General features: G+C 68.2%; 22 protein-coding genes and 1 riboswitch. Of the genes, 15 read left to right on the forward strand and 7 right to left on the reverse strand.

The genetic code is table 11. The features are described 5' to 3' along the window. The first annotated feature begins 85 nt into the window (after positions 1–85). Complete coding sequence (locus tag DTA15_RS07365; RefSeq protein WP_012493098.1) at positions 86–1,684, forward strand: DUF3138 family protein; 1,599 nt, start codon at positions 86–88, stop codon at positions 1,682–1,684. A 96-nt stretch (positions 1,685–1,780) separates the two neighbouring features. Further along, the gene (locus DTA15_RS07370; RefSeq protein WP_006484507.1) at positions 1,781–2,857 is read left to right on the forward strand and encodes a C45 family autoproteolytic acyltransferase/hydrolase; all 1,077 of its coding nucleotides are present in this window, start codon (positions 1,781–1,783) and stop codon (positions 2,855–2,857) included. A 64-nt stretch (positions 2,858–2,921) separates the two neighbouring features. Here DTA15_RS07370 and DTA15_RS07375 read toward each other — a convergent pair whose 3' ends face one another. The 4 genes from DTA15_RS07375 to DTA15_RS07390 form a co-directional block, all read right to left on the reverse strand. Continuing rightward, on the reverse strand, positions 2,922–4,313 hold the full coding sequence (locus tag DTA15_RS07375; RefSeq protein WP_006484570.1) for an MFS transporter: 1,392 nt from the start codon (positions 4,311–4,313) through the stop codon (positions 2,922–2,924). Between the two features lie 182 nt (positions 4,314–4,495). After that, positions 4,496–5,359 (reverse strand): XAC2610-related protein, encoded by an 864-nt coding sequence (locus DTA15_RS07380; RefSeq protein ID WP_006484573.1) that lies wholly within the window; start codon positions 5,357–5,359, stop codon positions 4,496–4,498. A 40-nt stretch (positions 5,360–5,399) separates the two neighbouring features. After that, complete coding sequence (locus DTA15_RS07385; protein ID WP_006484639.1) at positions 5,400–5,774, reverse strand: hypothetical protein; 375 nt, start codon at positions 5,772–5,774, stop codon at positions 5,400–5,402. Between the two features lie 17 nt (positions 5,775–5,791). Continuing rightward, positions 5,792–6,172, reverse strand: a complete 381-nt coding sequence (locus DTA15_RS07390) for a winged helix-turn-helix transcriptional regulator (protein WP_006484552.1) — start codon at positions 6,170–6,172, stop codon at positions 5,792–5,794. Positions 6,173–6,308: 136 nt separating this feature from the next. Between DTA15_RS07390 and gstA the strand changes: the two genes are divergently transcribed. From gstA to DTA15_RS07420, 6 genes are all read left to right on the forward strand, one after another. Further along, positions 6,309–6,941, forward strand: coding sequence for a glutathione transferase GstA (gene gstA, locus DTA15_RS07395; protein WP_006484634.1), 633 nt, complete (start codon positions 6,309–6,311; stop codon positions 6,939–6,941). Positions 6,942–7,028: 87 nt separating this feature from the next. Then, positions 7,029–7,415 carry a hypothetical protein gene (locus DTA15_RS07400; RefSeq protein ID WP_006484529.1) on the forward strand — a complete coding sequence of 129 codons (387 nt, stop codon included), beginning with the start codon at positions 7,029–7,031 and terminating at the stop codon, positions 7,413–7,415. Positions 7,416–7,506: 91 nt separating this feature from the next. Further along, on the forward strand, positions 7,507–8,799 hold the full coding sequence (locus tag DTA15_RS07405) for a TolC family protein (RefSeq protein ID WP_006484631.1): 1,293 nt from the start codon (positions 7,507–7,509) through the stop codon (positions 8,797–8,799). Positions 8,800–8,810: 11 nt separating this feature from the next. After that, entirely contained in the window at positions 8,811–10,346 is a 1,536-nt protein-coding gene (locus DTA15_RS07410) for an efflux RND transporter periplasmic adaptor subunit (protein ID WP_006484528.1), read from the forward strand. Next, complete coding sequence (locus DTA15_RS07415; RefSeq protein ID WP_006484636.1) at positions 10,343–13,549, forward strand: efflux RND transporter permease subunit; 3,207 nt, start codon at positions 10,343–10,345, stop codon at positions 13,547–13,549. Before DTA15_RS07410 ends, DTA15_RS07415 begins: the two co-directional genes overlap by 4 nt. After that, positions 13,546–13,914 (forward strand): copper-binding protein, encoded by a 369-nt coding sequence (locus DTA15_RS07420; RefSeq protein ID WP_006484513.1) that lies wholly within the window; start codon positions 13,546–13,548, stop codon positions 13,912–13,914. The genes DTA15_RS07415 and DTA15_RS07420 overlap by 4 nt, the downstream gene beginning before the upstream one ends. A 107-nt stretch (positions 13,915–14,021) precedes the next feature. Here the strand turns inward: DTA15_RS07420 and DTA15_RS07425 are convergent, their stop codons facing one another. Next, entirely contained in the window at positions 14,022–15,032 is a 1,011-nt protein-coding gene (locus tag DTA15_RS07425) for a sodium:calcium antiporter (protein WP_006484621.1), read from the reverse strand. Positions 15,033–15,100: 68 nt separating this feature from the next. Continuing rightward, a riboswitch (yybP-ykoY riboswitch) is annotated at positions 15,101–15,269 on the reverse strand. A 117-nt stretch (positions 15,270–15,386) separates the two neighbouring features. Between DTA15_RS07425 and DTA15_RS07430 the strand changes: the two genes are divergently transcribed. The 4 genes from DTA15_RS07430 (at position 15,387) to DTA15_RS07445 (ending at position 18,181) form a co-directional block, all read left to right on the forward strand. Continuing rightward, the gene (locus tag DTA15_RS07430; protein WP_006479857.1) at positions 15,387–15,662 is read left to right on the forward strand and encodes a metal/formaldehyde-sensitive transcriptional repressor; all 276 of its coding nucleotides are present in this window, start codon (positions 15,387–15,389) and stop codon (positions 15,660–15,662) included. 12 nt (positions 15,663–15,674) lie between these two features. Further along, the gene (gene dmeF, locus DTA15_RS07435; protein WP_006484514.1) at positions 15,675–16,694 is read left to right on the forward strand and encodes a CDF family Co(II)/Ni(II) efflux transporter DmeF; all 1,020 of its coding nucleotides are present in this window, start codon (positions 15,675–15,677) and stop codon (positions 16,692–16,694) included. A gap of 2 nt (positions 16,695–16,696) precedes the next feature. Then, positions 16,697–16,882, forward strand: a complete 186-nt coding sequence (locus DTA15_RS07440; RefSeq protein ID WP_006484585.1) for a DUF1289 domain-containing protein — start codon at positions 16,697–16,699, stop codon at positions 16,880–16,882. A gap of 90 nt (positions 16,883–16,972) precedes the next feature. Then, the gene (locus DTA15_RS07445; protein WP_006484587.1) at positions 16,973–18,181 is read left to right on the forward strand and encodes an MFS transporter; all 1,209 of its coding nucleotides are present in this window, start codon (positions 16,973–16,975) and stop codon (positions 18,179–18,181) included. Positions 18,182–18,205: 24 nt separating this feature from the next. Here DTA15_RS07445 and DTA15_RS07450 read toward each other — a convergent pair whose 3' ends face one another. Together DTA15_RS07450 and DTA15_RS07455 are read right to left on the reverse strand one after the other, a co-directional pair. Next, positions 18,206–19,615: a heavy metal sensor histidine kinase gene (locus tag DTA15_RS07450; protein WP_006484515.1), complete on the reverse strand. Its 1,410-nt coding sequence runs from the start codon at positions 19,613–19,615 to the stop codon at positions 18,206–18,208. Next, entirely contained in the window at positions 19,612–20,283 is a 672-nt protein-coding gene (locus DTA15_RS07455; RefSeq protein WP_006484565.1) for a heavy metal response regulator transcription factor, read from the reverse strand. The genes DTA15_RS07450 and DTA15_RS07455 overlap by 4 nt, the downstream gene beginning before the upstream one ends. A gap of 233 nt (positions 20,284–20,516) precedes the next feature. On the opposite strand from DTA15_RS07455, the gene DTA15_RS07460 reads away from it, so the two are divergent. The 3 genes from DTA15_RS07460 to DTA15_RS07470 all read left to right on the forward strand — a co-directional run bounded on the left by DTA15_RS07460 (position 20,517) and on the right by DTA15_RS07470 (position 22,754). Continuing rightward, a complete protein-coding gene (locus tag DTA15_RS07460) occupies positions 20,517–20,873 on the forward strand; it encodes a hypothetical protein (RefSeq protein ID WP_006484579.1) in 357 nt (118 codons plus the stop codon). Positions 20,874–20,961: 88 nt separating this feature from the next. Further along, complete coding sequence (locus DTA15_RS07465) at positions 20,962–21,243, forward strand: hypothetical protein (RefSeq protein ID WP_034178278.1); 282 nt, start codon at positions 20,962–20,964, stop codon at positions 21,241–21,243. Continuing rightward, positions 21,240–22,754 (forward strand): TolC family protein, encoded by a 1,515-nt coding sequence (locus DTA15_RS07470; protein WP_006484512.1) that lies wholly within the window; start codon positions 21,240–21,242, stop codon positions 22,752–22,754. The genes DTA15_RS07465 and DTA15_RS07470 overlap by 4 nt, the downstream gene beginning before the upstream one ends.

A 22,754-nucleotide genomic window follows, 5' to 3' on the forward strand; every position in this document is an offset into this window, starting at 1 on the left:
GCCCCGCACACCCGCACCTCTTTCGCGCGCCCCGCCGTCGATCGCGGCGGGCGGGGGCGCGTGCGTCCCGACGACCACCGACACCATGAACATCAAACACATGACGGTGCTGTGCGCGCTCGCGTTCGACACGGCCGCGGCATTCGCCCACACACCGCACGCGACCGACGCGAACCGGATGAAGGCATTGCAGGCGCAGGTCACCGCGCTGCAGCGGCAGGTGAACGCGCTGCGCGCGAGCATGCTGGCGGCGAAGCCGGCCGGCGCGGCCACGACCGCCGCGCCTCCCCCGACCGTCACGACCGCCGCATCGGCCGGCGCGAAGATCGGCACGATCAATACGGCCGCGGCCGCCGCGCAGGCTGCCGAGTCGGCGCCCGCGTTCACGAACGACGACCTGCAGCAGATGCGCGAGCAGATCGCGAACGCGTCGCTGAAGGTCGATGCGTTGCAGGAGGCGGCGACGACCGGCCCGCTCGCGGGCCTGAGCATCACCGGCTACGTCGATCCCGTGTACCTGTTCAACCGCGCGCAGCACACGTCCGGCTTCCAGTTCCTGAACCACGATCCGGGCGCGTACGACTACTTCAACAGCACGATCGGCGACGTCTACCTCGACATCAGGAAGACCTTCGGCGTCGGCCCGATGGCGCCGTCGGCGGAGATCGTGATCCAGCCGAACCGCGGCTTCGGCAACGTGTTCAGCAATGCGCACGGCGGCATCGGCAACAACATCGTCACGCAGGCGCAGGTCAACGTGCCGCTCGGCACGACGCGCACGTTCGAGATCGGGATGATGCCGAGCCTCGCCGGCTACGAGGTGCAGCCGTCCAACCAGATGCTCACGCTCACGCACGGATTGCTGTACGACTTCAGCGAGCCGGGCAATCTGGTCGGTATCGGGCTGAAGGGCTCCAACGCGGCGATGACGCGCTTCTGGCAGGTCGTGATCGGCAACGAGGTGCTGCGCACGGCCGGCGCGATCGCGAATGCGGCGAACAACACAACGAAGCCGAACTGGACGCCGACGATCACCGCGCGCTTCGACAACGCGACGTCGACGGCGTTCGACTTCGGCCTCTCCGGGATGCTCGGCCGGCAGTCGCTGTTCTCGCCGTGCGCGGCGGGCGGCTACGGCTACCAGTGCAACGGCTCGTCGCCGACCGGCCTCTACAAGTACGTGGAAGCCGACATGACCTATACGCACGACAAGACGCAGATCAACGCACAGGTCGACTACGGCGAGCTGCAGAAGGGCGCATGGAACGGCGGCACGGCGCGCTGGTACGGGATGTCGCTGCTCGGCCATACGAAGTGGACGACGTCGTGGCTCGGCCGCATGGGCGCGACGCTGCGCTTCGACTACCTGAACAACGCGTCGAACGGCGGCGGTGGCACGAACATCCAGTACGGGCTCGCGGGCGGCAACCCGTCGGTGAACGGGTCGAGCGGCTTCGGCATCGATCCGTCGTGCTTCCAGGGCTCGGCGACGAACGGCACCGAGTGCAAGGGCGCGCAACGCTATGCGATCACGGCCGACCTGTTGTTCTATCCGACGCAACAGATCACCGTGAAGGTCGAATACCGCCACGACGCGGCGAATCATCCGGTGTTCCTGAAGAGCAACGGCACCTATGCGCGCAGCAACGACCTGGCCGGCATGCAGTTCATCTATTCGTTCTGACCGTTCCGACGGCCGGCGCGCGCCGGTTCGTTCGTGGAACGCATCACATGCCGGGCCGCGCGGGCCCGGCGCTCATTCGACACAGGAGGTTTGATCTTGAAGCTGCACACTTTCGCGACCGACGTCACCGATCCGCGCGAGCGGGGCCGCCTGATCGGCGCGCGCTTCGCGCCGGCGATCCGCGAGACGGTCGCGCTGTATCTCGCGTTCTTCCCGAAGCTCGGCATCGATCCGCAGCGCGCGCGGGCGATCGGCGAGGCGAGCCTCGCGGCGCTCGACGCATGGTGTCCGCGCCTCGCCGCCGAGGTGGAGGCGACCGCCGACGGCGCCGACCTGCCGCGCTGGCAGCTCGCGTGCCTGAACGCGCGCACCGAGATTCTCGCGACCGCGCCCGCGTCGGCCGAAGGCGAGTGCTCGACGACCGTGTACGCGCCGGCCGGCCCGCATGCGCCGCGCACGCTGCAGACGTGGGACTGGCACGACAGTCTCGCGCCGCAGGGGCTGCTGATGCGGTTCGCGACGCCGCAGCGCCGCACCGTCAAGCTGTTCACCGAATTCGGGATGCTCGCGAAGCTCGGCGTGAACGACGCGGGGCTCGGGCTGCACTTCAACATCCTGCATCACGCGAGCGACGCCGATGGTGGCGGCGTGCCGGTGCACGCGATCGCGCGACGGCTGCTCGAGGATGCGACGACGGTGCAGGAGGCGGTCGAGCTGGCGCGCACCGCGCGCGTCAGCGCCTCGACGGTGCTGACCGCGTTCACGCGACACGATGCGAACCCGCGCGCGGCGAGCATCGAGCTGAGCCCGTCCGGCGTCGGCGTGGTCGTGCCGCGCCCGGACGGGTGGCTGCTGCATACGAACCACTTCCTCGATCACGCGTTGAGCGGCGGCGAATGCATGCCCGACAGCTCGACCACGCGCGAGCGCTTCGCGCACCTGAACGCGGTCGTGGCGGGGATGACGGGCGCCGATGTGCGCGAACGCGCGGCGGCGATGTGCGGCGCGGCCGGCGACGCGGCCGTGGTGTGTTTCCACCCGGATCGGTCGATGCCCGACACCGAGCGCTGGGAAACGCTGCTGACCGTCGGCATCGATACCGACGCGTGCGCGCTCGACTACGTGGCCGGCAATCCGCACGACCTTGCGCGCGACGGGTTCATGCGGTTCTGACGCGACGCGCGGGCGACGGTCGGCAGGGTGGCACGGCGGCACGCGTGGGCCGCCGTTGTGGCGCTCAGGCGTCGATGCGCTCGACCTTGCCGACGAGCAGCCCGTACGACAGGCTGCCCGCGAGCGCCATCGCGGCGATGTAGGTGATCGCGTGCGAGAAGTCCGCACCGTCGACCAGCAGCCCGATCACGATCGGTGTCGCGATCGCGGACAGGTTGCCGACCAGGTTGAACACGCCGCCCGTGAGGCCGAGCAGCCGTGCAGGCGCGAGCCCCGACACGAGCGACCACGTGATCGACGCGAAGCCGTTGCCGAAGAATGCGATCGTCATGAACGCGATTACCCAGCCGGTCGAGCTCACGTAGTTCGCGCCGATGATGCAGGTCGAGATCAGCAGCCCCGAGATGATCGGCAGCTTGCGCGCGAAGCCCTGCGATGCGCCGCGCCGCATCAGCCAGTCCGACAGCACGCCCGAGCACAGCACGCCGACGAACGCGGCGAGGAACGGCAACGACGCGAGGAAGCCCGACTTGATGAAATCCATCCCGCGATACTTGACGAGGTAGGTCGGGAACCACGTGAGGAAGAACCACAGCGTCGAGTTCAGCGCGAACTGGCCGAGGTAGATGCCCCACAGCTTGCGCCGGCCGAGCACGACGCCGAGGTCGCGCCACGTCGACGGCGCGCGTTCGCTGCGCGCCGCGACGCGGTCCTCCAGATCGACGAGGCCGCCGCCGTCGCGGATCAGCGCGATTTCGGCCGCGTTGACGCCGCGCAACGCGCGCGGCTCGCGATATACCGCGTACCAGATCGCGGCCCACGCGATGCCGGCGAGGCCGGTCGCGACGAACACCATGTGCCAGCCGAGATGCACCTGCAGCCACGCGAGCACCGGCGTGAGGAACGCGAGGCCGACGAACTGGCCCGACGTGTAGCCGCCGATCGCGCTTGCGCGTTCGCGGGTCGGGAACCACGTCGTCACCACGCGGTTGTTGATCGGGTAGGCCGGCGCTTCGAGCGCGCCCACCGCGAGGCGCAGCACGATCAGCCCGACGAACGAACCGGCGAAGCCGAGCAGCAGCGTCGCGGCTGACCACAGTGCGAGCGCGCCCGCATACAGCACGCGCGGCGATACCTTGTCGACGAGCCAGCCGCCCGGAATCTGCATCAGCGCATAGGTCCAGCCGAACGCGGAGAACACGAGGCCCGCGCGAACCGGATCGATGTTCAGTTCCTTGAACAGCTCGGGCGCCGCGATCGACAGGTTGCTGCGGTCGAGATAGTTGATCACGACGGTGACGAACAGCAGCGCGAGAATCAGCAGCCGCTTGCGGCTCGGCGGCGTGGTGGCGGTCGCTGTCGCGCGGGCGGCGGATCGGGATTCGGGTAAGGCGCCGGGGTGCGCGGATGGCCGCTCCGGCGGGTTGGCATGGGTGCGTGACGCGGATTGGCCCACGGTCGTCTCCTGTGTTCTATGTTCCGCCGGCGCTCGCGAACGAGGCGGCCGAATCGAATGGCGTTGGGGCGAACGTTAGAGCCGTGGCGCGGCGTGCGTCAACATTTGGGCAGGCATCCCTATTAATGGGACGTCTTGCGTTCAGTATGTGGGACAGGGCGACGAAGGCAGCGCATCCTGCATCAGTCGGCCATCGCCTCCTTCGTGCTGACCCAGCCCTGCACGGCGCCGGCGCGCGGGTTGCGATATCGCACCTTCAACCACTGAAAATCGTCGCTCGCATCGATCAGCTCCACCTTGTCGCCCGCGACGACGTAGCGGCGCGTGGGCGCAGCACGCATCGCATCGTGCAGCGGCAGGCGCGCCGGGCGTACCTTGAACGCGACCGTGCCGCCGTCATGACCCTGCGGGCGGCGCGACACGCGCTTGCCGTGCTCGTCATAGGTGAGCAGCATCGACGACGGGCCCGATTCGCCGTCGAGCAGATCGCGCAGGTCGTCGGGGACCGCTTCGCTGGTTTGATACAGATACATCCTGCCGGTGCCGTCGAAACGGTACGCATCGGTGTACCAGATCGGGCCACTGCGACACGAGCTGTACAGCGTGCGCGCTTTCGGCTTCGCTTCGACGTTGATCAGCGCGTCGCAATTGCCGTGGGGCCCGTCGCCCGCCGGCATCTTCAGCGGCTCGAACCGCTGGCGCGCGGCGTCGTACAGGTAGATGCCGTATTGCTCGTTGACCATGCCGAGCATCGCGCGCATCGCGAGATCGCGACGACCGTCGAAGTTGTAGTCGTCGGTCGCGAGGTGATAGCGGCCTTCCTCGTCGGCGGCCGTGACGTCGAGCGTCTGCGTTTTTCCGCTCGGCAGGAAACGGACCGTGACGTGCGCGCCGTCCGCGCGCTCGACGCGGGCCGTGACGGTGTCGTCGACCTTGAACTCGAGCAGCGGCTTGGCCGCGTGCGCGGCGGGTGCGATCGACGCACACGTGGCGAACAGCAGCGCGGCGACACGGGGAAGCGGGCGGAATCGCGGGGAGCGCGTCATGAGCGGGCGTCGTGGCGAAGGAAAACGGGTGGGCGACCGGTCAGCGCGGCGTGCTGTCGTCGCGATAGCCGCTCTTGCCGACGAAGATCTCCTTCAACGCGGCGCGCAGCGTGCCCGGATCGTGCTGACCGGGCGCGAGATGGATCACGTAACGCGTCTGGCCGTCGAGCCGCGCGGCGATGCCCGGTTCGATCTCGACGTCGATCGTGTCGTCGGTCAGACGCACCGACAGATCCTTGACGCGCACGTTGAGCTGGTCGCGCACCATCACTTCGATCAGCGCATCGTCCGGAAAGCGCGACAGCGCGAAGCAATAGTCCTGCTCCGCATCGTGACAGTAGATATTGGCGAAGCTTTCGTCGTCGTCGAGGTCGGACGTGGCCGCGCCGACGGTAGCGTGAAGTTCCTTGAGCATCGATTCCTGCTGAACGGTTATTTGTGGGCGTGCATCGTCGTTTCGATTGCAGCCGCGGTGTCGGGCATTGCGTCGGTGTGCGCGTCGCGCGCCTTCAGCCACAGTCCGAATTCGCGCATCACGTCGACCACCGGCCGCAGCCGCTCGCCGTCCGCGGTGAGATCGTACTCGACGCGCACCGGCACTTCCGGATAGACGGTGCGCCGCACGAGCCCCGCGTCTTCCAGCGCGCGCAGGTCGAGCGTCAGCATGCGCTGCGAGATGCCCGGCATGTCGCGCCGCAGGTCGCTGAAGCGGCGCGGCCCGTCGAGCAGATACGACACCAGCAGCAGCCGCCAGCGGCCGCCGAGCAGGCGCATCGCTTCTTCAACGGAACATCCTGTCGCACTCGTTTTCATCGCGCCAAATCCTGGTCGGTAAATTTTTTGTGACTACGGCACAAACGACTGCCGTCTTCTCAGTCGTGTGCCGATGCGAGATATTAGCGCCCGCGTCGCGGCGAATCGATACATGGACAACCCACGAAGGAACCATATGAAGCTCTATCACGCTCCCGGCAGCTGTTCGCAGGCGATCTGCATCGTGCTGCGCGAAGCCGATATCGACGCAGAGATCGTCAAGGTCGATGCGCGCAAGCATGTCGTCGACGGCGGCCGCGATTACTACGACGTGAATGAACTCGGCTACGTGCCGCTGCTCGAACTCGACGACGGCACGTTGCTGCGCGAAGGGCCGGTGATCGCGCAGTATCTCGCGGACCAGCTCCCGGAAGCCGCGCTCGCGCCCGCTTATGGCACGCTCGCGCGCTACCGGCTGATGGAGTGGCTGAACTTTCTCGGCACCGAGATCCACAAGGGCTTCATCCCGCTGCTGTATGCGGTGCAGGCGGGGAAGTACGTCGAACCCGTGCGCCAGAAGCTCGACGGCCGCTTCGCATGGATCGACCGCCAGCTCGACGGCAGGACGTTCCTGACCGGCGACACGTTCACCGTCGCCGATGCGTACCTGTTCGCGCTGACCGGCTGGGGCAAGGCCGACTGGATGCGCTCGGTGTACAACGCGGATATCGACCTGAGCCGGCATGCGCATCTGCGTGCGTGGTACGAGCGGGTGCGGGAGCGGCCGGCCGTGCAGGCGGTGCTGGCGGCGGACAACCTGTTGCGATGACGCGTGGCCGCCGCAGCGGTGCTGGCGCGTCGTTTCGCCGTAGCGACGCCGCGCCATGCCGCAACAGTGCGCGCTATAATCGCCGCCATGAAACTGCTTCGGACCTTCATCCTGCTGCTGCTGTGCGCGGTGCTGCCCATCACGGGGCTGGCAGCCAGCGGCCTGACCGGTGAATGTCCGATGCAGTACACGATGTCGATGGACGCGGACACGGGCATGAACATGGCCATGTCCGCCGACATGAGCGATTGCGATTCGATGCAGCCGCCATCCGCCGATCACGCGAAGGCCAAAGCCAAGGGCATGGCCTGCAAGGTGACGGCCCAATGCCAGTTCGGCAGTCTCTACCACCCGGCCGCCCGCGCCGACGTCAACCGTCCCGCTGCATTCGCCAGCACGATCGTCTTCCACTACACGCAGTCCGTCCCGGCTCGCGACCCGAACGGGTTGTGGCGCCCGCCACGCATCAGCTGATCCCGATTTGACCGGTTCGCCGCGTATGCGGTGAGGTTCGTCCTGTGCGCAGGACGTGGAATCCCTTTGGGTTCCGATTTGGGGTTACACCATGTCATTCGTTTTCCGCACGCTGCGCATGCCGCGTGCAGGTCGGCGCGCGCCCGTACCGTGGGTCGCGCTGCTGGTGGCGGGCGCCGTTCACGCGCAGCCGTCGCCGCTGACGCTCGACGCCGCGCTGCAGTCCGCCACCGATCGTTCCGCGTCGATGCAGGCCGCGCAGGCGTCCGTGCTCGCGCGTTCCGAAGCGGCCGTCAAGGCCGGCCAGTTGCCGGACCCGATGCTCAAGGCCGGCATCGACAACCTGCCAATCAACGGTGGGCAGCGCTTCACCGTCGGCCAGGACTTCATGACGATGCGCCGCATCGGCATCGAGCAGGAATGGGTGTCCGGCGACAAGCGGCGGCTGCGTACCGCGCTGGCCGACGAACAGGTCGGCCGCGAGCGCGCCGGCTATCTGGTGCAGCTCGCGGCCGTGCGCCGGCAGACCGCGACGGCGTGGCTCGATGCCATCTATGCGAAGCAGGCGCTCGCGCTTCAGCAGGCGCTGCTCGGTCACATGAACCATGAACTCGACGCGACGCAGGCGTCGTATCGCGGCGCGAAAGCGAGCGCGGGCGACGTCGTGCAGGCCCGCGCGATGCTCGCGCAGACGCAGGACCAGGTGCTCAAGGCACAGCAGGCGTATCGCACCGCGCTCATCGCGCTGGCCCGCTGGACGGCGGTGCCCGTGACGGACGTGGCCGGTACGCCGCCCGCGCCCGAATCCTTCGTATCGGCGTTGCCGCCGGACGAACTGCGCCTGTCGCAGCCGGCGCTCGTCGCCGCCGCGGACGATATCGCGGTGGCCGAAGCCGACGCCGCGGTCGCGAACAGCGAGCGCAGCCCCAACTGGACGTGGGAAATCGCGTACCAGCAGCGCGGCGGCGCGTATTCGAACATGGTGTCGATCGGCGTCTCGATCCCGCTGCCGCTCAATCGCAAGAATCGCCAGAACCGCGACGTCGCCGAAAAGGCCGCGCTCGCGACGAAGGCGCGCCTGATGTACGAGGACACGCTGCGCCAGGTACAGGCCGACATCCGCACGCAATCGGACACGCTGGCGAGCGGCCGCGAACGCATCGCGAACCTCAGCGCCGCGCTGTTGCCGGCCGCCGACCAGCACGTGCAGCTTGCGACGGCGGCGTACCGGGCCGGCACGGGGCCGCTCGCCGACACGTTCGCCGCGCGACGTGCGCAACTCGAAGCGCAATTACAGGTGCTCGACCTCAGGCGCGACGTATCGCAGACCTGGGCACAGCTCGAATATCAGGTCGTGCCGTCGGCGATGGCCGCCGCGCAGTGAAGGAGACGCTCATGACAAGGCAATCACTGATGCGTGCGGCGCTGATCGCATCCGCCGGCGCGGTGCTCGTCGGCGCCGGCTATTTCGCGGGCGTTCGCCATGCGACGAACGGCGCGGCGACGGCCGCCATGCCCGCCGCTGCGCCGTCGGGCATACCGTCGGGTGTGCCGGCTCAGCAGGCCGCACGCAAGGTGCTGTACTGGCACGACCCGATGGTGCCGAACCAGCACTTCGACAAACCGGGCAAATCGCCGTTCATGGACATGCAGTTGCAGCCGGTCTACGCGGACGAAAGCGGTGCCGCGGCAGGCATCCGGATCGATCCGGGCCTGCAGCAGAACCTCGGCATCCGCTATGCGACCGTGCGTCGGCAGCAGACGGCGGCCGGCTTCGACGCGGTGGGCACCACGCAGTTCGACGAAGCGCGTGCGGAGGTCGTGCAGTCGCGCGTCACGGGCTACATCGACCATCTGTATGCACGCGCGCCGATGCAGCGCATCGCGAAGGGCGCGCCGGTCGCATCGCTGTTCGTGCCCGACTGGCTCGCACCGCAGGAGGAATATCTCGCGCTGAAGCGCGGCGGCATGGACGGCAACCTGCTCGATGCGGCGCGCGCACGAATGCGCGCGCTGTCGATTCCGGACGGGATGATCGCGACCCTCGATCGCACCGGCCGCGCGCAGACGCACGTCGTGCTGAGCGCGCCGGAGACGGGCGTCGTCAGCGAGCTGAACGTGCGCGACGGCGCGATGGTCGCGCCCGGCCAGACGCTCGCGAAGATCGCCGGACTGGCGACGCTGTGGCTGATCGTCGAGGTGCCGGAAGCGCTCGCTTTGAACGTGCAGCCGGGAATGTCGGTCGACGCGACGTTCGCGGGCGATCCGGCCCGGCATTTCAGCGGCCGTATCCGCGAAGTGCTGCCCGGCATCAGCACGGGCAGCCGCACGCTGCAGGCGCGCGTGGAGATCGACAACGCGTCGCTGAAGCTCACGCCCGGCATGCTGATGCGCGTGCGGGTCGCCGCGAAGGAGACGGTGTCGCGCCTGCTCGTGCCGTCCGAGGCCGTGATCGCGACCGGCCGGCGCACGATCGTCATCGCGAAGCTCGGCGACGGTCGGCTTCAGCCGGTGTCGGTGACGGTCGGCAACGACGTCGGCGGCGACACGGAAGTGCTCGGCGGGCTGAACGAAGGCGACACGGTTGTCGCATCGGGGCAGTTCCTGATCGATTCGGAAGCCAGCCTGAAAAGCGTGTTGCCGCGGCTGGAGCGGGCGGCAGGCGCAAGCTCGGCCGCATCGTCCGCGACGGCAAGCGCGCCGGTCTACGAAACCACCGGCAAGGTGGAGAAGGTCACGTCCGACGACATCACGTTCTCGCATCAGCCGGTGCCGGCGCTCGGCTGGGGCGCGATGACGATGGCGTTCGGCAAGCCGTCGGCGCACGCGTTTCCGGACGTGAAGCCGGGGCAGACCGTGCGTTTCGCGTTCACACAGGCCGACGACGGCTACCGGCTGACGAAGGTCGAGCCGCAGGGAGGTGAGCGATGATCGCGCGCCTCATTCACTGGTCCGTCCATCATCGGTTTCTGGTGCTGCTGGCCACCGTGCTGCTCGCGGCATGGGGCGTGCATTCGCTGCGGCAGACACCGCTCGACGCCTTGCCCGACCTGTCGGACACGCAGGTGATCGTGAAGGCGTCGTATCCGGGCAAGGCGCCGCAGGTCGTCGAGGATCAGGTGACCTATCCGCTGACGACGACGCTGCTCGGCGTGCCCGGCGCGAAAACCGTGCGCGCGTACTCGTCGTTCGGCGACGCGTTCGTCTACGTGCTGTTCGACGACCGCACCGATCCGTACTGGGCGCGCTCGCGCGTGCTCGAATACCTCAGCCAGGTGCAGAGTCGCCTGCCGGCGGGCGCGACCGTGTCGCTTGGGCCCGATGCGACCGGCGTCGGCTGGGTATACGAGTACGCGCTCGTCGATCGCCCCGGCCGTCACGATCTCGGCCAGTTGCGCGCGCTCAACGACTGGTTCCTGAAGTTCGAACTGAAGGCCGTGCCGGACGTCTCCGAAGTCGCGAGCATCGGCGGCATGGTGCGCCAGTACCAGGTCGTGCTGGACCCGGACAAGCTGCGCGCATACGGCATCACGCAGGCGGCGGTCGCGGAGGCGCTCGGCAAGGCCAACCAGGCCTCCGGCGGCTCGGTCGTCGAGCTGGCCGAGTCGGAGTACATGGTGCGGTCGTCCGGCTACCTGCGCACGCTCGACGATTTCCGTCACGTCGTGCTGCGCACCGACGACACCGGCACGCCGGTCCTGCTCGGCGACGTCGCACGCATCCAGGTCGGCCCGGCGATGCGGCGCGGTATCGCGGAACTGAACGGGCAGGGCGAAGTGACGGGCGGTGTCGTCGTGATGCGCTCGGGCAAGAACGCGCTGACGACGATCGACGCGGTGAAGGCGAAGCTCGCCGACCTCAAGCGTTCGCTGCCTGCCGGCGTCGAGATCGTCACGACCTACGACCGATCGCAACTGATCGCGCGCGCGGTCGACAACCTGACGGACAAGCTGATCGAGGAATTCGTCATCGTCGGTGTCGTCTGCGCGGTGTTCCTGTTCCATCTGCGCAGCGCGCTGGTCGCGATCCTGTCGCTGCCGCTCGGCGTATTGGCCGCGTTCATCGTGATGCGCTACCAGGGCGTGAATGCCAACCTGATGTCGCTCGGGGGGATCGCGATCGCGATCGGCGCGATGATCGACGCGGCGATCGTGATGATCGAGAACGCGCACAAGCATCTGGAAGCGTACGACCACGCGCATCCGGGCGAGCCGCTCACGGCCGCGCGCCGCTGGGAACTCGTCGCGGCATCGGCGGCGGAGGTCGGCCCCGCGCTGTTCTTCTCGCTGCTGATCATCACGCTGTCGTTCGTTCCGGTGTTTTCGCTGGAAGGGCAGGAGGGCAAGCTGTTCGCGCCGCTGGCGTTCACGAAGACCTATACGATCGCGGCGGCCGCCGGGTTGTCGGTGACGCTGGTGCCGGTGCTGATGGGCTATCTGGTGCGCGGCCGCATTCCGCACGAGCACGCGAACCCGATCAATCGCGTGCTGATCCGCCTGTACCGGCCGCTGCTCGAAGCGACGTTGCGGCGCCCGTGGGCCGCGATCGGCGTGGCAGTCATCGCGCTCGTGTTGACGGCCGTGCCGTTGTCGCGGCTCGGCGGCGAATTCATGCCGCCGCTCGACGAAGGCGACTTGCTGTACATGCCGACCGCGCTGCCGGGCATCTCGGCGGACAAGGCGAGCGAACTGCTGCAGCAGACCGACCGACTGATCAAGACGGTGCCCGAGGTCGACACGGTGTTCGGCAAGTCGGGTCGCGCCGATACCGCGACCGACCCCGCGCCGCTCGAGATGTTCGAGACGACGATCCGCTTCAAGCCGCGCAGTACATGGCGGCCGGGCATGACGCCGGAGAAGCTCGTCGACGAACTCGACCGGACGGTGAGGGTGCCGGGCCTGTCGAACGTATGGGTGCCGCCGATCCGCAACCGGCTCGACATGCTGTCCACCGGGATCAAGACGCCGGTCGGCGTGAAGATTTCCGGGCCGGACCTGACGGGAATCGACGCGATCGCGACGCAGGTCGAGGCTGCCGTGAAGCGCGTGCCGGGCGTGACGTCCGCGCTCGCGGAGCGGCTGAACGGCGGCCGCTACGTCGACGTCGACATCGATCGGCTTGCCGCCGCGCGTTACGGGCTGTCGGTGGCGGATATCCAGTCGGTCGTGTCGTCGGCGATCGGCGGCGAGGACGTCGGCGAAGTGATCGCCGGGCGCGAACGCTTTCCGATCAACATCCGCTATCCGCGCGAGATCCGCGATTCGCTCGAGAACCTGCGGCAACTGCCGGTCGTCACCGCGCGCGGCGCGCAGATTCGCCTCGGCGACGTCGCGCGTGTCGCGATCGCCGACGGGCCGCCGATGATCCGCAGCGAGAACGCACGGCTGTCCGGCTACGTGTACGTCGATCTCCGCGGTGTCGACCTGAGCACGGCGGTTCGTGCGATGCAGCAGGCCGTCGCGCGGCAGGTCGCGTTGCCGCCCGGCTATTCGATCGCGTGGTCGGGGCAGTTCGAGTATCTCGAACGCGCGGCGGCGACGTTGCGCACCGTCGTGCCCGTCACGCTCGTCGTGATCTTCGTGCTGCTGTTCGTCACGTTCGATTCGGCGGCCGACGCGTTGCTGCTGATGTCGACGGTGCCGTTCGCGCTGGTCGGCGGATTCTGGCTCGTATGGGCGCTCGGCCATGCGGTGTCCGTCGCGACGTCGGTCGGGTTCATCGCGCTGGCGGGCGTGGCGGCCGAATTCGGCGTGGTGATGCTGCTGTACCTGAAGGGCGCGCTGCAGCGCCGGCTCGATGCCGGCGAACCGCCGACCGATGCGTTGCTGCTCGACGCGATTCGCGAAGGCGCGGTGCTGCGCGTGCGGCCGAAGGCGATGACGGTCGCCGTCGTGCTCGCCGGCCTCGTGCCGATCATGATCGGCCACGGCGCCGGGTCCGAAGTCATGCAGCGCATCGCCGCGCCGATGGTCGGCGGCATGGTCACGGCGCCGCTCTTGTCGATGTTCGTCATTCCCGCCGCGTGGCTTCTGCTGCAGCGCCGTCGTGCGCGAAGCGCGGGCCGAGCGCGGCATTCCGATGCAGTTCCTCCCGGCACGAACGTGCCATCCCTTCCCACCGGAGAATCACGATGAAGATGAATCAATTGATCGCTGCTGCAACCGCTGTCGTCGCGCTGAGTGCTTTCGCGGTACCGGCGCTTGCCGCCGGCGAGATGTCGAACATGGACATGTCCGGCATGAAGATGTCGTCGGACGGCGCGGCGGAATCGAACGCTGCGCTGACCGACGCCGAAGTGAAGAAGGTCGATGCCGCGAGCGGTAAGATCACGTTGAAGCACGGCGCGCTGCAGAACGTCGGGATGCCGCCGATGACGATGGCGTTCAAGGCGAAGGATGCGGCGATGCTCGCGCAAGCGCATGCGGGCGACAAGGTCAAGGTGCGGATCGAGAAGGTCGACGGCACGCTGACGATCGTCAAACTCGTCAAGGGTTCCTGATCGTCGGGATGCGGGCGTCGCAGCCGCCGCCCGCATCCGGCGCCGTGAAGCGCGCCATGAAGCGCGCCGCGCCGACGTGTTGGTCGGCCGGCGCGCCCGCCCGGCGTTCAGCGCGCCAGCGTCACCGCCAGATATCCCGCATAACCCGCGCCATTCGCGAGCAATGCCCAGATCGCGAGCCCGCGCGTGCGCGCATTGACGCGCAGCCAGGCCGCCGCCGCGAGCGTGATGATCACGCCGGTCAGCACTTCGGGGCGCGGCTCCCACGGCGTCAGCATGATGCCGATCGCCGGCAGCAGCGTGCCCTGGAACACCATCGCGCCGGTGATGTTGCCGAACGCCAGCGTGTCTTTCCCGCGGCGAATCCACAGCACGCTGTTGACCTTCTCCGGCAGCTCCGTCGCGATCGGCACGATGATCAGCGACAGCAGCAGCGCCGACACGCCGAGCACGTGCGACACGCCTTCCACGCCGTGAATGAAGCCCTTCGCCCCGCCGACCAGCAGCGCGACGCCGATCAGCAGTTGCAGCACGATCGTCGCCAGGTTGGTCGGCAGGCCGATGCGCGACAGCAACATCGCGTGCGGCGCCTCGGTGCCGTGCCCGGCATCGACGAGCCCGGTCGATGCACGGAACGTCATCACGACGTACATCACGTAGAGCCCGACCAGCATCGCGGCGAGCAGCGCGCGTACGGCCCAGTTGTGATGCGGAACGAACATCGCGACGGTCGCCAGCGAGAACGCGGCGAGGAACGTGTTCATGTCGCGCACGAAGCCGGTGCGTTCCGGCGCGATCGTGCCGCGCAGCCCGCGCGTGCGGATCACGGCGAGCGTCATCAGGAACGTGGTGAGCGTCGCGAGCATCAGCGGCGCGCCGAGAATCGCGCCGACGCCGATCTCCTCGTTCACGGCCTGGTTCGACGTGCCGCCGGCCAGCGCGAGCAGCGGCACCATCGTTTCGGGCAGCGCGGTGCCGACGGCCGCGAACAGCGAGCCCGTCACGCCTTCGGAAATCTTCAGGCGTTCGCCGAGATGTTCGAGCGCATTGGTGAAGACTTCGGCCGCGACGAGGATCACGACCAGCATGAACGCCAGTTCGACAAACATGAAGGTCATGCGGCACCTCCGCAGGCAGCGGTGGCGTGGGCAAGGCGAGCAGGGAGGAACATGGGGACTCCGTGGTCGGACGCTGACGAACCATGACACATCCGCCGACGTCCGACCAGGAACGACGCGATGTGCCGATGGTCTCGCCAAGCCGATCAGGCCGAACGCGCCACGGCCGCAAGCCGAGTGTGTTGACGCGTTCGCTTTCCGGGGGCGGAAAGCAGGCTACTCCCCAAAGACGGAGAGCAGTCTAGCCGAGCGGTTTTCTTTCGACAAGCCTTCGTCTCGAAAAAAATATACCCCTCCACCCTATAGGGGCAGCCTTCCGGAGATATACTCCCCTACCCTATACAGGAGCCATCGATGAGTCATACCGTCCGCGAGAAACAGAAGCTGCTGAACCGCGTGCGCCGTATCAAGGGACAGGTGGAAGCGATCGAGCGGGCGCTGGAAGAAGAGCGCGGCTGCAACGACGTGCTGCAACTGATCACGAGCTGCCGCGGCGCGATGAACGGCCTGCTGGCCGTCGTGCTGGAAGACCACATCCGGTCGCATCTCGTCGATGCGGACACGCCCGATGCGCACGAGGGCAGCGCGACCGAGCAGCTGATCGAGGTCGTGCACAGCTATTTCAAGTAACCGGATGCAAACATGAACGAATTCGACGGCGCGGCGGCGGGCGGCGCGCACAGCCACGCATTTCTGGGCGCCGCACATGCGCGCAACGAGCGGAAGACGTGGATGGTCATCGGCTTGTGTACGGCGATGATGATCGCCGAGATCGTCGGCGGCACGCTGTTCGGCTCGCTCGCGCTGGTCGCCGACGGGCTGCACATGTCGACGCACGCGGGCGCGATGCTGATCGCCGCGCTGGCCTATACCTATGCGCGCCGGCATGCCGACGATCCGCGTTTCGTGTTCGGCACCGGCAAGCTCGGCGACCTCGCCGGTTTCACGAGCGCGATCGTGCTGGCGATGATCGCGGTGCTGATCGGCTATGAGGCGATCGCGCGCCTGCTGGCGCCGGTGCCGATTCACTTCGGCGAAGCGATTCCGATTGCGGTGCTGGGGCTTGCCGTGAACCTCGCGAGCGTGTGGCTGCTCAGCGGCGACCACCATCACGGGCATGGTCACGGCCATCACCATGCGCACGGGCACGACCGCCACGATGACCATGATCATGACCACGACGACGCGCACCACGCGCATCATGCTCACGGTTCGCACTCGGCCGCGCATCACGACCACAACATCCGGTCGGCCTACGTTCACGTGATCGCCGACGCGGCCGTATCGGTGCTGGCGATCGTCGGCCTGCTGCTCGCGCGCGCGTTCGGATGGGTCTGGATGGACCCGCTCGCGGGCATCGTCGGCGCGCTGGTGATCGCCAACTGGGCGTACGGGCTGATGCGCGATACGGGCAGGATCCTGCTCGACGTCAACGTCGATCGCAAGCTGACGGACAACGTCCGCCGCGCGATCGAGGCGCTCGGCGACACGGTCAACGATCTTCATGTGTGGCGCGTGGGACCCGGGCACATGAGCGCGATCGTGTCGGTCGAATCGGCCGACACCGCGCGCGATGCACGTTTCTACCATGCGCTGGTCGCGGGCTTCGACGGCGTGTCGCACGTGACCGTCGAAGTGCTGACGCCCGCGAAGGCGGCCTGATCGTGGCCGTGAAATCGCCGTGTATCGAGCTGTGTGCGTTCGACGGCCGCACGGGCTTTTGCGTCGGCTGCCTGCGCACCCGCGACGAGGCGCGCGACTGGAAGAAGCTGACCGACCATCGCCGGCACCAGATCCTCAACGACCGCACGCGCCGGCAGGCGAAACTTCGGCGCGATACGGCGGAATAGCGAGCGCGCACGCACGGCGTGCGGTCGTGTCACGGGACTGCAGTAGCATCACAGGCATTCGACATCTGGATCCCTGAACCGGAGCGACCCATGCAGACCGACTCATCGACCGGCATTCTTCGGCAGATTCCACGCAGCGTGTGGGTGCTCGGCTGTGTCAGCCTGCTGATGGACGTGTCGTCCGAAATCATCCACAGCCTGTTGCCGATGTTCCTGATGGCGGGGCTCGGCGCGAGCGCGACGACGATCGGCCTGATCGAGGGGATCGCCGAGGCGACGTCGCCGGTCGTCAAGGTGTTCTCCGGCACGCTGAGCGACTATCTGCGCAATCGCAAATGGCTCGCGGTGACCGGCTACGCGCTCGGCGCGCTCAGCAAGCCGCTGTTCGCGATCGCGCCGACGATCGGCGTCGTGGTGACCGCACGCATCGTCGATCGCGTCGGCAAGGGGATTCGCGGCGCGCCGCGCGATGCGCTCGTCGCCGACGTCACGCCCGTTCACCTGCGCGGCGCCGCGTACGGGTTGCGCCAGTCGCTCGACACGGTCGGCGCATTCCTCGGGCCGCTGCTGGCCGTCGTCATCATGCTGGTGTGGCGCGACGATTTCCGCCTCGCGTTCTGGCTGGCCGTGATCCCGGGCGTGCTCGCCGTGGCGCTGCTCGCGTTCGGCATCGACGAACCGGCGCGTGCGCCGGGCGAGCCGCGCGTCAATCCGATCCGCCGCGAGGTCGTCGCGCAACTCGGTGCCCGCTACTGGTGGGTCGTGGCCGTCGGCGGCGTGTTCGCGCTCGCGCGTTTCAGCGAGGCGTTCCTGGTGCTGCGCGCGATGGGCAGCGGCGTGCCCGTCGCGCTCGTGCCGCTCGTGATGGTCGCGATGAACGTCGTGTATGCGTTGTCCGCTTACCCGTTCGGCAAGCTCGCCGATACGACGAGCCACACGACACTGATGGTGGTCGGGCTCGTCATGCTGATCGCCGCCGATATCGTGTTGGCGCACGGCGCGCACTGGCCGGCCGTGCTCGTCGGCGTCGCGCTGTGGGGGCTCCATATGGGCATGACGCAAGGGCTGCTCGCGACGATGGTCGCGCATGCCGCGCCGGCCGAATTGAGAGGGACGGCGTTCGGCGTGTTCAACCTGGTCAGCGGCATCGTGACGCTCGTATCGAGCGTCGTCGCGGGCTTCCTGTGGGACCGGGCCGGTGCTGCTGCCACGTTCTACGCGGGGGCGGTGTTCAGCGCGGCGACCATCGCGCTGCTCGTGTGCGTTCGCACGTCGTTCGGCACGGTGCAGGATCGCTAGCCGCACGACGCGGCGGCGCACGCGCTAACGATCGGCGCCGCGCGGAAAATAAAGCGCGAACGTCGTGCGCCCGTCGCGGCTCGCGACCTCCACCTTGCCGCGATGCAGCTCCATGATCGACTTCACGATCGCGAGCCCGAGCCCCGCGTTGCGCGCCGCGCCGTGCCGCGACGAATCGATCCGGTAGAAGCGCTCGAAGATCCGCTCGACCTGTTCGGGCGGAATCGCGGCGCCGCGGTTCGTGACTTCGACGACCGCGTAGCCGCGTTGTACGGACACGGCCAGCTCGATCGTCGACGCGGCGTCCGCGTGTTCGAGCGCATTCGACGCGAGGTTGCTGACCGCGCGCCGGAACAGCGTCGCGTCCGCGACGACCGGCGCTTCGCCATGCACGTCGATGCGCACGCCGGCCTCGTCGGCCAACGCCTGGAAATACGACGCGAGGCGGCGCAGTTCGCTGCCCGCGTCCAGTTCGGCGGTCTTCAGGTGCTGCCGCGCATTGTCGGTGCGCGCGAGAAACAGCATGTTCTCGATCATCCGCTGCAGCCGTTCGCATTCCTCGATGTTCGATTCGATCAGCGCTTCGTATTCGTCGACGGTGCGGGCGCGCGACAGCGTGATCTGCGACGAGCTGATCACGTTCGCGAGCGGCGTGCGCATGTCGTGCGCGAGATCGGACGAGAACTGCGACAGCCGCACGAACGCGCGTTCGAGGCGGTCGAGCATCCGGTTCACCGACGTGGCGAACTCGCGCAATTCGACCGGGCCGCCGCGCGCGTCGAGGCGTGCGTTCAGGTTGTGCGCCTCGATGCGCGACGTCTGCCGGCCGAGGCTTTCGACCGGGCGCAGGCCGCGCGACGCGACCGCGTAGCCGAGCGCGCCGACCAGCAGCGCGCCGACGGCCGCCGCGAGCCAGATGTCGACACGATAGCTTTCGAGCAGCGACTGCCGATCGGTCGCGGTGCGCGCGAGCGCGACCTCGATCGCTTCGCCGGACGGCAGCGTTTCGCGCGCGTACACGCAGCGCGACGTGCCGATGCCGGGCGGCGCGCACGTGAACGGCCCATCGGCGCTGCCAGCCGGATGCGGCGCCGAGATCACCGATGCGAGCGTGTTGCCGGCTTCGTCGGAATGCTCGACGAGCGGCTGGTGTCGCGCATCGTAGATGCCGAGATAGACGCCCGGATGTGACAGCAGCACGTCATGGAACACGGCCGGGTCGGCGCGCAGCGCGGCCGTCGAGCCGCTGGCGCGTGCCAGTTGCAGGAACTGGTTGAGCTTGGCGGAGATCTCGATGTCGTCGCGCCGCGTCAGTTCGGCGGACAGCGAACGATAGAGATACGCGCCGGTCAGCGCGAACACGAGCGCCGCGACGGCGGCGAACGCGAGCGTCAGGCGCCGCAGCAGCGAATACGACGCGGGGCGCGCGGTCACGAACGATCCTCGAGCACGTAGCCCATGCCGCGGATCGTGTGGATCAGCTTCTTCTCGTAAGCGTTGTCGATCTTCGCGCGCAGGCGCTTGATCGCCGCATCGACGACGTTCGTGTCGCTGTCGAAATTCATGTCCCAGATCTGCGACGTGATGAAGGTGCGCGTCAGCACCTCGCCTTCGCGTTCCGCGAGCAGTTGCAGCAGCGCGAATTCCTGTGCGGTCAGGTCGATGCGGGCGTCGGCGCGCCGCACGCGGCGCTTGAGCAGGTCGATTTCCAGATCGGCGACGTGCAGGATGTCGCGCACATTGCGCGGCGCGCGCCGCAGCAGCGAGCGGATACGGGCGAGGAATTCGGCATACGCGAACGGCTTGAGCAGGTAATCGTCGGCGCCGAGTTCGAGCCCGGCGACCTTGTCCTCGATCGCGTCGCGGGCCGTGAGCAGCAGCACGGGCGTCTGCTTCTGCGCGCGCAGCCGCCTGAGCACCTCGAAGCCGTCGAGCTCCGGCAGCATCACGTCGAGCACGACCAGGTCGAAATCCTCGTGCAATGCGAGGAACAGCCCGTCCTTGCCGTTTTCCGCGACGTCGACCGTGTAGCTCGCCTCCGTCAGGCCCTTCCGCAGGTAGGACGCCATCTTGGCTTCGTCTTCGACTATCAGTATCCGCATGGTGAGGCAGGCTGTCCGTGATTCCAGCCGGTCAGTGTAACGCCGGAGCGTACGGTGTCGCGCGTGCGCGAAGGATGACCGGCGGATGACGGAATTGTCATGAAAAGCCGGTCATGTTCCGGCCATGCCGTCGTCACCGCGGCGGCGATAAGCTGCGACCGTCTTGTCCCCGGAGCGCGCCGTCGCGGCGCCGCGATGGCCCGAACGATCGCTGTCTGCCCGATTTCGCATCCATGTCGTACTGGCGCACATTCCTCGTCGTCGTGTCGCTCGCGCTGAGCCTGCCGATCCAGTCGTTCGCGGCTGTTTCGATGCAGTGCGCGAGCGTCGCCGCGCCGCATGAGGAGAAGGTGTCGCACGCGATGCCGGCCGCGCAGGATGGTCATGCCGATCACGGCGACCACGCGCGGCATGCGTCGTCGTGTGTCGCGTGCGTGTCCTGCTGCTTCGGCACGGGCATGTCGGGGGCGCCTGCGGTGCCGGCCGCGGCGAGCGGCGGCGTCACGATCGTCGCGCCGCCGCCTTCGGCTGCGGACGTGTCGTTCCTGACCGGCGGCATCGACCGGCCGCCGCGCCGGATGCCCGCCTAGTCCCTGCCCGTGGCCGACCGGCCGCGATCCGCCCTCTACTCCGGCGGCCGCCTCAGGCGCGCCGGACGACTTACGACGAGACATGTTCATGCGATTGATCATTGCGGCGCTAATGGGCGCGGCGGCCCTCGTGCCGTCGCTCGCGCCCGCGCAAACCCCGTTGCCCGATCCGGCGGACGCCGCCGCGTCGGTGCCGGACGTCACCGTGACGTCCGCGTTCGACGGCTACCGGCCGTATCGGGACGATGCAGGCCCGGGCTGGAAGCAACTGAACCGGGACGTGACGGCGCGGCCCGCGAAAGGGCGTACGACCGGCGGCGCGGCCGGCAACGGCGCGGCCCATTCGATGCACGGAGGGGCCGCGCGATGACGACGTTCGCGATATCGCCGAGGATCGGCCCGGCCGTGGTCGCGCTGGCGTTCCTCGCGGGCTGCACGACGTTTTCGAAGGACGGCGGGTTCGACGCCGTGTCGTCCGCCGCATCGGCGCGCATCGGCAAGGACGCGGTGGTGGTCAGGACCGACGCCGACCGCGAAGCCGTCGACCGGCGGACGAAGGAACTGCTCGGCAAGCCGCTGTCGATGGACGACGCGGTGCAGGTCGCGCTGCTGAACAACCGCGGGCTGCAGGCGTCGTACGCGGAACTCGGGCTGTCGGAGGCCGACCTCGTGCAGGCCGGCCGGTTGCCGAACCCGCGCTTCGCATTCAGCCGCACGCGTGCCGGCGACGGCGAGCTGACGCTCGGCCGCACGTTCTCGGCGAACGTGTTCGCGCTGCTGACGATGCCGCTTGCAACGAAGATCGAGCGCCGCCGTTTCGAGCAGACCAGGCTGGAAACGGCCGATGCGATGCTGAAGGTCGCGGCCGATGCGCGCCGGGCCTACGTGGAAGCGGTCGCCGCCGAGCAGGCCGCGAACTATGCGCAGCAGGTGCGCGACGCCGCCAGCGCGGCCGCCGAACTGGCGCTGCGCATGCGGCAGGCCGGCAACTTCAGCCGGCTCGACTACGCGCGCGAACAGGCGTTTCATGCCGACGCGGTCGCGCAGCACGCGAAGGCGCGCCAGCAGGCCGTCGCCGCACGCGAGAAGCTCACGCGTGCGATGGGGCTGTGGGGCGAACGCACGCGATACGCGCTACCCGAACGCCTGCCGGATTTGCCGAAGGCGCGCCCGGATCTGCCCGATCTCGAACGCTTCGCGATGCGCAACCGCCTCGACATCCAGGCGGCGAAGCTGCGGACGCAGGGCGTCGCGTCGTCGCTCGGCCTGAGCAAGGCCACGCGTTTCGTCAACGCGGTCGAGCTCGGTTACGTGAACGACTACGAGACCGGCAAGGGCCACGAGCACGGCTACGAGATCAGCGTCGAGATTCCGCTGTTCGACTGGGGCGGCGCGAAGGTCGCGCGCGCCGAGGCCGTCTACATGCAATCGGCGAACCTGCTCGCGAAAACGGCCATCGATGCCCGCTCCGAAGTACGCGAATCGTACGCGGCGTACGTGACGAGCTACGACGTCGCGACGCACTATCGCGACGAAGTCGTGCCGCTGCGCAAGACGATTTCCGACGAACTGCTGCTGCGCTACAACGGGATGCTCGCGAGCGTGTTCGAGCTGCTGACCGATGCGCGCGAACAGGTCGGCGCGGTCAACGGCTACATCGACGCGCTGAAAGACTACTGGCTCGCCGAAACCGATCTGCAGATGGCCGTCGGCGGCCGGTTGCCGTCGTCGGGCGCCGCGCCGCGCGCACCGCATGACGCCGAATCGGCACCCGCATCCAGATCCGCATCCACACTCGGCGCCGACGCTGCGCGGCAGCCGGCTTCCACCCCCGCGGCGCCATCGGCGCCCGCCACGCAACCGCATCCGGAAGGTCATTGA

The sequence above is a fragment of the Burkholderia cenocepacia genome, from assembly GCF_900446215.1.
In the GTDB taxonomy this organism is placed as follows: Bacteria; Pseudomonadota; Gammaproteobacteria; order Burkholderiales; family Burkholderiaceae; genus Burkholderia; species Burkholderia cenocepacia.